Source organism: Streptococcus sp. HMSC072G04 (assembly GCF_001813295.1).
GTDB lineage: Bacteria > Bacillota > Bacilli > Lactobacillales > Streptococcaceae > Streptococcus.
The window spans coordinates 257236-268275 of the sequence record NZ_KV812036.1 but is presented as its reverse complement, the minus strand read 5'-3'; the positions used below and the strand labels follow the sequence as shown (position 1 = coordinate 268275).

15 protein-coding genes and 1 other annotated feature are annotated in these 11040 nt (G+C 42.0%); of the genes, 1 reads left to right on the top strand and 14 read right to left on the bottom strand.

What is annotated here, in order from left to right; translation table 11 throughout:
* The 6 genes from rpmA to HMPREF2904_RS09190 form a co-directional block, all read right to left on the bottom strand.
* Positions 1-281 (bottom strand): 50S ribosomal protein L27 (gene rpmA / locus HMPREF2904_RS09215; RefSeq protein WP_070662188.1); only part of this gene is annotated, 281 nt, incomplete at its 3' end.
* A gap of 17 nt (positions 282-298) precedes the next feature.
* A complete protein-coding gene (locus HMPREF2904_RS09210) occupies positions 299-643 on the bottom strand; it encodes a ribosomal-processing cysteine protease Prp (RefSeq protein ID WP_003002581.1) in 345 nt (114 codons plus the stop codon).
* 15 nt (positions 644-658) lie between these two features.
* The gene (rplU, locus tag HMPREF2904_RS09205; protein ID WP_003007734.1) at positions 659-973 is read right to left on the bottom strand and encodes a 50S ribosomal protein L21; all 315 of its coding nucleotides are present in this window, start codon (positions 971-973) and stop codon (positions 659-661) included.
* A gap of 34 nt (positions 974-1007) precedes the next feature.
* Positions 1008-1095, bottom strand: a sequence feature (ribosomal protein L21 leader region).
* Between the two features lie 140 nt (positions 1096-1235).
* Entirely contained in the window at positions 1236-1778 is a 543-nt protein-coding gene (locus tag HMPREF2904_RS09200; RefSeq protein ID WP_070662185.1) for a membrane lipoprotein lipid attachment site-containing protein, read from the bottom strand.
* A 52-nt stretch (positions 1779-1830) separates the two neighbouring features.
* Entirely contained in the window at positions 1831-3051 is a 1221-nt protein-coding gene (gene thiI, locus HMPREF2904_RS09195; RefSeq protein ID WP_049499090.1) for a tRNA uracil 4-sulfurtransferase ThiI, read from the bottom strand.
* Between the two features lie 18 nt (positions 3052-3069).
* Complete coding sequence (locus HMPREF2904_RS09190) at positions 3070-4212, bottom strand: cysteine desulfurase family protein (RefSeq protein ID WP_070662182.1); 1143 nt, start codon at positions 4210-4212, stop codon at positions 3070-3072.
* 192 nt (positions 4213-4404) lie between these two features.
* On the opposite strand from HMPREF2904_RS09190, the gene HMPREF2904_RS09185 reads away from it, so the two are divergent.
* Entirely contained in the window at positions 4405-4839 is a 435-nt protein-coding gene (locus tag HMPREF2904_RS09185; protein ID WP_049498239.1) for a DUF6556 family protein, read from the top strand.
* Between the two features lie 221 nt (positions 4840-5060).
* Here the strand turns inward: HMPREF2904_RS09185 and HMPREF2904_RS09180 are convergent, their stop codons facing one another.
* The 8 genes from HMPREF2904_RS09180 to HMPREF2904_RS09145 all read right to left on the bottom strand — a co-directional run bounded on the left by HMPREF2904_RS09180 (position 5061) and on the right by HMPREF2904_RS09145 (position 10884).
* A complete protein-coding gene (locus tag HMPREF2904_RS09180; RefSeq protein WP_070662178.1) occupies positions 5061-5504 on the bottom strand; it encodes a hypothetical protein in 444 nt (147 codons plus the stop codon).
* 34 nt (positions 5505-5538) lie between these two features.
* Positions 5539-5976: a lipoprotein BUG3 gene (locus HMPREF2904_RS09175; protein WP_070662175.1), complete on the bottom strand. Its 438-nt coding sequence runs from the start codon at positions 5974-5976 to the stop codon at positions 5539-5541.
* Positions 5977-6006: 30 nt separating this feature from the next.
* The gene (locus HMPREF2904_RS09170; RefSeq protein ID WP_070662171.1) at positions 6007-6462 is read right to left on the bottom strand and encodes a hypothetical protein; all 456 of its coding nucleotides are present in this window, start codon (positions 6460-6462) and stop codon (positions 6007-6009) included.
* 49 nt (positions 6463-6511) lie between these two features.
* Positions 6512-6982 (bottom strand): hypothetical protein, encoded by a 471-nt coding sequence (locus HMPREF2904_RS09165; RefSeq protein WP_070662168.1) that lies wholly within the window; start codon positions 6980-6982, stop codon positions 6512-6514.
* A 120-nt stretch (positions 6983-7102) separates the two neighbouring features.
* Positions 7103-8173 (bottom strand): ABC transporter substrate-binding protein, encoded by a 1071-nt coding sequence (locus tag HMPREF2904_RS09160; protein WP_003016505.1) that lies wholly within the window; start codon positions 8171-8173, stop codon positions 7103-7105.
* Complete coding sequence (locus HMPREF2904_RS09155) at positions 8170-8943, bottom strand: ABC transporter permease (RefSeq protein WP_070662165.1); 774 nt, start codon at positions 8941-8943, stop codon at positions 8170-8172. The genes HMPREF2904_RS09160 and HMPREF2904_RS09155 overlap by 4 nt, the downstream gene beginning before the upstream one ends.
* Positions 8940-9746, bottom strand: coding sequence for an ABC transporter permease (locus HMPREF2904_RS09150; RefSeq protein ID WP_003011144.1), 807 nt, complete (start codon positions 9744-9746; stop codon positions 8940-8942). Before HMPREF2904_RS09150 ends, HMPREF2904_RS09155 begins: the two co-directional genes overlap by 4 nt.
* Positions 9727-10884 (bottom strand): ABC transporter ATP-binding protein, encoded by a 1158-nt coding sequence (locus HMPREF2904_RS09145; protein WP_003016463.1) that lies wholly within the window; start codon positions 10882-10884, stop codon positions 9727-9729. Before HMPREF2904_RS09145 ends, HMPREF2904_RS09150 begins: the two co-directional genes overlap by 20 nt.
* Positions 10885-11040 lie beyond the last annotated feature (156 nt).

The window sequence follows — 11040 nt, the reverse complement described above, 5'->3', positions numbered from 1 at the left end:
GGGTAAACAGAAACTTGTTTTTTATCGCGACCTTTACGTTCGAAGCGTACTACGCCTTCAACTTTTGCGAACAAAGTATCGTCTCCACCACGTCCAACGTTCACACCTGGGTAGATGTGAGTACCGCGTTGACGGTAAAGGATAGATCCACCTGTTACAGTTTGTCCATCAGCTGCTTTAGCTCCAAGACGTTTTGCTTGTGAATCACGTCCGTTTGATGTAGAACCTCCACCTTTTTTGTGGGCGAAAAGTTGCAAGTTAGCAAGATTCAATTTCAACATAATTGTTTTCCTCCATGTTAGTTTTCTGTGATAACTCTTGTTTGGACGAACTCCGATGAGTTCTCCGATAAGTTTGCCATCCCTAAGAAAAATGATTCAAAGAATAGTTGGGTCATTTCTCTTTGATGTGGTGGAATATCCGTCGGGATCGTCACCCGCAGGAAGCCACCTTCTTCTTCGTTTAATTCTAGATCCGGTTCGTAGCCTGCAAATTTCTCAACAGAGTTGACAAAGTTAATGGCTAGAGTCGAAACCGATGCACACACGACATCAAAGCCGTATTCACCGCTTCCAGCGTGCCCAGTGATTTCTGCACTCCTCAGCTCGCCATCTTCGGCTCGTTCAAAGACTGCTTGTATCATGTGTTCTCCTAAAAATTAAGCGTTGATAGCGTTGATGACAACTTTAGTGTAAGGTTGACGGTGACCTTGTTTACGGTGGCTACCTTTTTTAGGTTTGTACTTGTAAGTAACAACTTTCTTTTGTTTTCCTTGTTTTTCAACAGTTCCAACAACAGTAGCTCCTGAAACAAGTGGAGTTCCGACAACAGTGTTTTCACCACCAACAAGAACAACTTCGTTAAATGTAACTTCTTGACCAGCTTCAACGTTCAATTTTTCAACGTAGACTGCTTGACCAACTTCAACTTTAACTTGTTTTCCGCCAGTTTTAATGATTGCGTATGTGCTCATTATGCACCTCCTATGTATTTTTGGGTTTCCCCGTATTTTTGTGAAGACTCGCCTAGCATCGTGGGACGAACCACTTACTCTCATGGAAATGAGCGACGATGTTCGAGCGGTTGCACAGGCATGTGCATAGTCAACTCTCTTAGTATATCACTTCTATCAGACAATGACAAGTATTTTTGCGCTTTGAAAACGAATTTCTTTTATAAAATGGATTATTTTGTATCTTTTATGTTAAGATCGCTTGTCAGTCCGACTCCTTCATCTACTTATCCTTAAACTTAAAGTCATTGAAACTCATTTTGGCTTTAGACGAATCGTTCATGCCCTTCATTTTTTCTTCTTGTTCCTTGGTGATTTTGATAGGAATCGCTGCAGCTGTATTGGGTTTCAATACACCAGATTCGTTGATTTCATAGTCAACTGTGACATCTTTGAAAAGTGGCTCTCCATCATATTCCAAATTCAGAACAAAGGATCCATCACGATCGATGGTTGTGGTAGTGCGATTCACAATAAAGAACAAGGCGAAGCGGTTTTCCTCATTTCCAAAGGTATAGCCTGGGAAAAAGACAAATAATTTTCCAGCTTCTCCAAGCGTTGGATGTTCCTTGATAAATTTCTCAGATGCTTCCAAGACTTCGTTGTCCTGGTCTTTGTACTGGTCGGCTCTGACAAATGTGAGGGGTTCTTTTTTACTGCTGGTTGACTGGCTGGTTTTTTCTTCTTTTTTCGGGCCAGTAAATGATACTTTGACACAGCCTGTCAACAAAAGCAAACTTGTCATTAAAACGATAATTTTTTTCATCTTGTCTCCTTTAAGTTGGTTAGAAAAAGAGGCTGGATACTCCCAGTCTCTCCTATAGCAAATCCTCGATTAGGTCGTCGACCTCATCTTTCTCTGCTTTTGGTGTGATCTCGGTTACGATGATACCTGCTACCGCACGCTCAACCAAAGCTTCCACATCCATCCGTTGCTCATACTGCTCCGCATTTTTGAGTTTCGGATTAGTTTTTGGACGGTCTGGCGCAAAGATGGTACAACAGTCTTCGAATGGCTGGATAGAAATTTCAAAGGTATCAATGGCTTGGGCAATATCGATGATTTCCAATTTGTCCATGGTCACCACCGGACGGATAACCGGCGTATTGGTTACTGCATTGATGGCCTGCATACTCTCTAAGGTTTGGCTAGCCACTTGTCCCAAGCTTTCACCATTGATAATCACCAAACCACCGCGAACCTCGCGAATACGGTCTGTAATACGCATCATAAAGCGACGGGTCAAGGTCATGAGGTAAGCTTCTGGCGCTTTTGCCTTGATTTCTTCTTGGATCTCTGTGAAGGGCACCTCGATAAATTGGATATTGCCACCAAACTTGGTCAACTTCCGTGTTAAATCATGGGCTTTTTTAAGAGCTCCTGGGCTGGTATAAGGTGGGCTAGCAAAGTGAACCGCTTCAATATCTACCCCACGCTTCAAGGCTAGGTAACCAGCTACTGGAGAGTCGATCCCACCAGAAAGCATGAGCATGCCCTTGCCAGACGTACCAACAGGAAGGCCACCTGCCCCCTTTATGGTTTCATAAGAGATATAGGCTGCTTCTTCTCGAATTTCAACTTGCAAGTTGATATCTGGTTTTTTCATCTGAGCTTGAATCGTTGGGATCGCTTCAAAGACCGCACCTCCCAAGGTTTGATTAAGCTCGCGACTATCGAGTTCAAAGGTATGGTCACTGCGTTTACTTGAGATTTTAAAGGTCAAGCCGTCCTTGTAAATCTCCTTCATGATCTCTTGCACTGCTGCTTTTAAGGCCGGAACAGATTTTTCAATCTTGTAAACGGGTGAAAAATTTTGGATTCCAAAAACCTGCTTGAGGGATTCTGCTACTGGCTCATAATCCGTCCCATGCAGATAAGCATGCGCCCGATCGCGGTCGGCTGTCACTTTGACAGCTGGATAGATAGATAAAACATCTTGGATATTATTGCGAAGTTTATTGATAAAACGCATACGGTTCTTTCCTTTAGTAGAAAGCTCTCCATAGCGAATCATAATTTCTGAATAGGTTAAGGTCATGTTGATTTCCTTCTAAAATTAACGTACTTTTCGTGTTTGCTCGTAAATCAGTTTGAACTTGGTCAAGAATTGCTCGACTTGGCTCATGTCATTTTCAAGATCGAGACTCAAGCGAACAGCTGTCTGTGCAATACTCTTATCTACTCCCATAGCAATTAAGGTTCCAGCTGGTTTTCCAGCTTTGGACGAGCAGGCACTGGTTGTTGAGATGTAAATATCAAACTCTTCAAAGGCATGGACCACTACTTCTCCACGAACTCCCTTGATCCCGAAAGTCAAGATGTGAGGTGCAAAGTGATCCTCACCAGAAAAGATAGTGACATCTGGATAGTTAGCCAACTCTTTGCGGATGACTTCTTTCATCTGCTGGGTCTTGCTGGCAAAAGCTTCTTGGTTTTCCATGGCTAAGCGTAGGGCTTTTGCTGTTGCTGCGATACCTGCCACATTCTCAGTTGTCGAGCGCATTTCTTTTTCTTGACCACCTCCGGTTAAGAGAGGGGTGATCTTTTTACCTTCTTTGATATAGACAAAGCCTACTCCGCGAAGTCCATGAAATTTGTGACTAGAGAAGGTCGCAAAGTCCACGCGCTCTGGTAGATAAACTTCTGTTGCTACCTTTGCCAAGGCTTGAACCGCATCGACATGGAAACTAATCGTTGGGCGATCTTCCAGAAGAGCCGCGATGTCATGGATGGGCTGGATAGAACCAATCTCATTGTTGACGGCCATGACAGAGACCAAGGTCGTATCCGGACGGAGTAGGTTAGCCAAGGAATCCACCTTGACAAAGCCACGCGCATCCACAGGAGCGTAATCCACTTCGAATCCCTGTGTTTTGAGCCAAGCAGCTGATTCCTTGATGGCAGGATGCTCGATGTCAGAGACAATGATATGCTTGCCATAAGGAGCTTTCTCAAAGGCGACCCCCTTGATGATCCAGTTGTCCCCTTCTGTCCCACCAGACGTGAAGTAAATTTCCTCAGCTTTCTTGCCAATTAGCTCCGCAATTTGTTTCCGAGAAGCTTCCAAAATACGAGTAGCTTGACTACCTAGATTGTGCAAACTAGAAGGGTTGCCCCAGATCCGAGTCGCTACTTCTGTATAAGTCGCAAGGGCTTCTGGATAGGGTTTAGTCGTTGCTGAATTGTCAAAATAGATCATGTCCTACGCATCCATCACTTTCTTTTTACGTAACTTCTATTTTATCATTTCTAACCGCTTGGGACAAGGATTTGATAAAGAGAGATGCAGCAAAATCACTCTATAAAAATCAGTTCTTTTTAGACATTTTTCAGAAAATGACTTATAATAGGAAAGTGTTAAAAAACAATTTTTGATAGAAAGAGAATGAACATGTCACAATATTCAAGAAGTAACAAAAACCAAAAACCTGAGGAAAAAGTTGATACAAGACCATCTCGCGGTGAGAAAGTCAAACAAGGTTTGTCCGTATTTCAAACGGTTGTAGCTACGATTGCCAGTCTCCTAGGGATTATCGTCACTTCCTTTACCATCATGAGCCTGCTCAATAAAGATAATCAAAAAACAGAAGACAAACCATCTAGTAGCACCAGCGTTGTCGTGGTTCACGATAAGGGATCTGACTCAAGCGCTACCAATACAGATGCTAACACCAATACACAAACCAATTCAAGCAATACAGAAACAAGTTCACAAAAAGAAACCGATAGCTCATCTGCTACAGAATCTAGTTCGTCTGCCGCACAAGACCAAGGTTCCACAGCAACAGACAGTGGCGCAGATACAGCATCATCCGGAACCAACTAAAAAATCAGTAAGGGCGCCCTTACTGATTTTTTTTGGCTTTCGATTCCAGCTTTTTCTGATTTTTATAGAAAGCATCTATCTTGTTGTCATACTCCCACTTGAGCTTTGAATGCTCTTCCTGGATTTGATCCAATCATTCATATGGAAACTTTTTGGGTCTATATCTGTAAGCTGATTCTGCTAATGAAGCATATAGATTATCAAAACTTTTTAAATTCCAATTAGTCAAATAATCTCCCCCCAATTCTAATGTCGGATCCTATATACATCTCATCTAAATTTAATGTATTGTCCTCATTAATTGGGATATCTACTCCCCAACTCGATTCTTCAATATGATTTATACCTCCATAAACATTCATATAATATTCAGGAGTTGTCAGTCCACCATCACTCCATTGTGTATGATCCCAATCAATCTGAACGGATTCAACTTTTGAATTTTGTGCTTTGACTAAATCAATAACCTTCTGTTCGTGTTCTTTTAGGTAGTCAAGTTGTTCTTTTTTTATTTCTTCATCTGGTTTTTGTACGACTTTCTTCGAAGACGAGGCCGTTATCTTCTGTTCGGGTCTTTTGGTCAGGGTCATGATTTTTCCTCCAAGAAAAACCAGTCCTAGGATCGGTAACAAAATAATCAAAAATAGTTCCAGTTGTCTCTTCATAAATCCTCCTTACAGGCTTTGAATCTTCCAGTTCTTACTCAATATAATCACCCTTAATACTAATATTATAGCCCATACTGAAAGTCATCTTTTGATCAGAATCAAATACAACATCCACCCTCCATCCTGAATCTTCTAGCTGATTGACGGTACCAAAAATTTCTATGACCTCATCTCCACCTTGTGGTGTCCCATTTCCACCCTCAATCCATTGCGTTTCGTCCCAATAAATTTGAACAGATTCAATCTTTGAACTCTTCGATTTCACAAAATCGACGATTTCTTGCTCGTGCTCTTTGAGATAAGCGAGCCGTTTTTGTTTGATCACTTCTATATCTTCTTTGGTGGAGGAAGTGGTGACAGTTTGTGCTTGTTTCTTATGAGCTTTTTGCTTTACAGTACAACCTCCAATACTTGTGAAAATAAGCATTAAAGCTAATAACTTAAGTGTACATTTCATTTTACTTTTCATTTTCCTCCTAACACTAATACTTCTATTTACTTAGGAAAAAATTTTCCAGCCACCATTTTCTTCGATATAGATATCATTAAGCATGCCCATTTTTTTGATAGTTGGTATGCTATTTTGATCTTCTAGGTAAAAATCAACGGAGAATTTTGTATTTTCTAATTGATTAATCTTACCAGAAATAGATAAATTGTATCCACCACCCTGAGGCGTTCCATTCCCAGACTCTTCAATTTGCATACTGTTCCAATCAATCTGAACGGATTTGATTTTCGGACTTTGAGCTTTCACAAAATCAACAATTTCTTTTTCATGTTCTTTCAAATAGGCAATTTGTTTTTGCTTCGTCGCTTCTTTATCTTCCTTGGTTGTCGAAGGGGTTGCAATGGGTGCTTGTTTCGTTTGCTCTTTTGATTTTATTGTACATCCTCCTATACTTGCAAGGAGAGCTAATGTAGTGATTAATTTAAACGCCGTTTGTTTTATCATGTGCTATCTTTTTCTAAAACAGTTCTTTTTCAAAATGCATTATACTTGATCAGGAAATAGGCTTTCCGTCAATCGTAGGTTCATGGAGCATAAACATTTCTCGCATGTTAATTGACTGATCATCATTAATTGGAATATCCACTCCCCATCCTGAGTTCTCGATATGATTAATGCGTCCAAAAATATTCATATAATATTCGGGAGTTGTAAGCCCACCATCACTCATCTGAGTTTCATCCCAATCAATCTGAACGGATTCGACTTTCGGATTTTGGGCTTTCACATAATCAACGATTTCTTGCTCATGTTCTTTGAGGTATGCTACTTGTTCTTTTTTTATTTCTTCTTCTGATTTTTGTACGACTTTCTTTGAAGAAGTGGTTGTTATCTTCTGTTCGGGTCTTTTGGTTAGGTGCATGATCTTTCCTCCTAGAAAAACGAGTCCTAGGATAGGTAACAGAATAATCAAAAATAATTCCAGTCGTCTTTTCATTTCTTCTTCTCCAATCCTTCCTTTCATGACTGAATGGGCTAGTCACTTTCCTTACTATTATAGCATCTTTCATTTGAATCTCAATCTAACTCACTAGTTAGCGACTTTATGCAGCAATCAAAAAGGAACCCTGAGGTTCCTTTTGTGTTATTTTCGATACATCTTGACCTGAAGGTAAAGATCGTTATAGACTCCAAGCAATTTCTTGCCTAATTGTTGATAGACTTCCAAATGGTCCAGTGTTTCATCGCTTGGATAGAAGGATTGGTCATCTTGGATTTCTTTTGGCAACATGGCTTTGGCTTTTTTATTTGGCGTTGAGTAGCCGACATAAAGAGCATTTTTCAAAGCATTTTTAGGACGAAGCATGAAGTTAATAAAGGCATATGCTGCTTCTTTATTTTTCACGGTTTTTGGAATGACAATGTTATCAAACCAAAGGTTGCTGGCTTCAGTTGGGACGACATAGCGAAGATCCTTATTGGCTTCGAGCATTTGGCTGGCTTCTCCTGAGAAGGTCACCCCAATAGCCGCATTGTTTTGGATCATATAGCCTTTCATCTCATCAGCAACCAAAGCTTTGATGTTTGGCGTCAAGGTGTAGAGTTTATCTACTGCCTCTTGCAATTTCTTTGGATCCTTTTCATTGAGGCTATAGCCCAAGGTATTGAGACCAATTCCCATGACCTCACGCGCACCATCGTACATCATGATGTCATTTCTGTACTCTTCACGCCAGAGATCTGACCAATGTTCAGGAGCATTTTTGACCATCTTGGTATTGTAGATAATCCCCAAGGTACCCCAGAAGTAAGGGACTGAATATTGGTTGCCCGGATCAAACGATTGGTTCAAGAGTTTTGGATCGATATTTTCCATCCCTTTGATCTTGGATTGGTCCAACTTTTCAACCAGATGTTCATCCATCATCTTAGCAATCATGTATTCACTTGGAATCGCAATATCGTAGGTGGTTCCCCCTTGCTTGATCTTAGTGTACATGGCCTCGTTGGAATCAAAGGTATCATATTGCACCTGAATCCCTGTTTCTTTGGTGAATTCCTTGAGCAATTCTGGATCGATATAATCTCCCCAGTTGTAGATGACCAACTTGTCACTATTCTTGGTATTCATGCTCGCTTCGATCTGGTGGCTAATTCCCCAGAGGACCAGAATGACAAGGACAATCCCAGTTAGGAATGAATAAAGTTTTTTCATGCTGCTTCCTCCTTTTCACGGGTGATAAAGTAATAACCGATGACCAAGAGCACACTAAAGAGAAAGACAAGGGCGGACAAGGCATTGATACTGAGGGAGATCCCTTGACGCGCACGTGAGTAGATCTCTACAGACAAGGTTGTAAATCCATTTCCGGTTACAAAGAAGGTCACGGCAAAGTCATCAAGCGAATAGGTAAAGGCTATAAAGTAGCCCGCGATAATGGCTGGTGTCAGATACGGCAACATGATCTCTTTGAGCATTTGCACTTGGGTAGCTCCTAGGTCATAGGCAGCATTGACCATATCCCGGTTCATTTCCTTGAGTCGTGGCAAGACCATCAAGACTACAATGGGAATCGAGAAAGCAACGTGGCTAGCCAGAACAGATAGGAAACCTAGCTGGTACTTCACCGTCGTAAAGAGAATCAAGAAGCTGGCCCCGATCATAACGTCTGGCGCTACCATGAGAATGTTGTTGATGGAAAGCAATGGTCCTTCTAACTTTTTCTTGGATTGGTAGATATAAATGGCTCCAAAGGTTCCGATCACCGTCGCAATCAAGGCTGACAGGAAGGCCAAGAGGAAGGTCTCTGATAAGATCAGCATCAGGCGACTATCTGCGAACAATTCATTGAAATGCTCAAGCGTGAAACCCGTGAAGGCATTCATATCTCCCCCTTTATTGAAGGCATAAAAGATCAAATATAAGATAGGAAGATAGAGGATTAGAAAGACGAACCCTAGATAGAAATGAGATACTTTTTTCATCGTTCTCTCCTTTCTCTTGTTGCCCACATGGTAAAGAGCATAGCAAGGATCAGAACAACTCCGATGGTAGAACCCATTCCCCAGTTTTGTGTTGTCAGGAAGTGCTGTTCAATCGCAGTCCCTAAGGTAATGACGCGATTTCCACCGATCATCCGTGTCAACATGAATAGACTCAGACTAGGAATAAAGACAGACTGCACACCTGAGCGGACTCCATTCATGGACAAGGGGAAGACCACATGACGGAAGGTATCCCAACGATTGGCTCCCAAATCATAGCTGGCATTGATCAAGTTTGGATCTAAGTCATCTAAGACATTAAAGATCGGCAAAATCATAAAAGGCAACTCGATGTAGCTGGCTACAAAGATAAAGGAGAAATCGGTAAAGAGGATCTGCTGGGGAGCGACTCCGAGAAAGCTTAAAAAGCTATTGATGGAGCCGTTTTGCCCAAAGATTCCGATAAAGGCATAGGCCTTGAGCAAGAGATTGACCCAGGTTGGCAAGACGATCAACATCAACCACAACTGCCGGTGTTTGAGCAGCGTCAAAAAGTAAGCAGTCGGGTAGGAGATCAAGAGTGTCACCAAGGTGACGATTCCGGCATAAAGGACCGAATTAAAGCTCATCTTTAAATAGGTCAAATTTTGCGAAGTAAAGAACTCTTTGTAGTTTTCAAGTGAAAACTGCCCTTCAACGTTAAAAAAGGATTGAAAGATGATCATGACTACAGGAGCCAAGACAAAGAGAAAAATCCACAAGAAATAGGGGAGGATAAATAGATTAGAGGTTGTTTTCTTCATCTCTTTCCTCCTCAATAGCATTAATCAAACCAGCTTCTTGCTCTTCCACTTCAACGTACTCTTCGATCCGCGCATCGAATTCTTCTTCGGTTTCGTTGAGACGCATAACGTGGATATCTTCTGGTTCAAAGTCTAGCCCGATGACTTCTCCTACGATGGCCTTACGAGTGGAATGGATCATCCACTCATTTCCCAAATCATCATAGGCGATGATCTCGTAATGAACACCACGGAAGAGCTGGGTGTCCACCTTCACTTGGAGCTTGCCTTCTTCAGGAAGGGTGATGCGCAAGTCTTCTGGACGAATGACGACTTCAACTGGTTCATTTGGACGCATCCCCCCATCGACGGCTTCAAAGCGTTTGCCATTGAACTCAACTAAGTAGTCCTCGATCATGCGACCATCTAGAATGTTGGACTCTCCGATAAAGGTGGCTACAAAGTGGTTGATCGGTTCATCATAGATATCTACTGGTGTACCAGATTGGACGATTTCCCCTTCATTCATGACAAAGATCCAGTCACTCATTGCAAGGGCTTCTTCTTGGTCATGGGTAACAAAGACAAAGGTAATCCCCAAACGTTGTTGCAATTCCCGCAACTCATACTGCATGTCTGTCCGCAACTTCAAGTCAAGTGCAGACAAGGGCTCATCTAAAAGGACCACTCGTGGTTCATTGATAATAGCCCGGGCAATAGCTACCCGCTGGCGTTGACCACCAGATAATTTTTGGATCGAGCGTTTTTCAAATCCAGCTAACTGGACCATTTTCAAGACTTCTGAAACCCGACGTTCGATCTCAGCCTTGTCCACCTTTTTCAAACGAAGGGGAAAAGCCACATTTTCAAAGACCGTCATATGTGGAAACAGGGCATAGGACTGAAAGACGGTGTGGACGTCCCGTTTGTTGGTAGGGACATCATTGATCCGTTCCCCATCAAGGTAGACATCTCCAGTCGTCGCGTCCAAAAGACCGGCAATGATATTAAGGATAGTCGATTTCCCTGATCCAGATGCACCGAGCAGGGTATAGAACTTCCCTTCTTCCAATTCAAAATTGATATCCTTTAGGACAACGGTTCCGCTATCTTCAAAGACCTTTGAAACATTTTTAAACTCAATAATTGGTTTTTTCAATTCACATAAATTCCTTCTTTACTGCGATTAGCAAACTGCTTTTCAAACGAAAATGCAGCGGCTGACAGGAAAACCTGTCAGACCACCAATACCTCTCGGGGACTTACTAGACTGCCCCACCTATTTACGGTATCGATAGGCACTCACCCCCTCTCC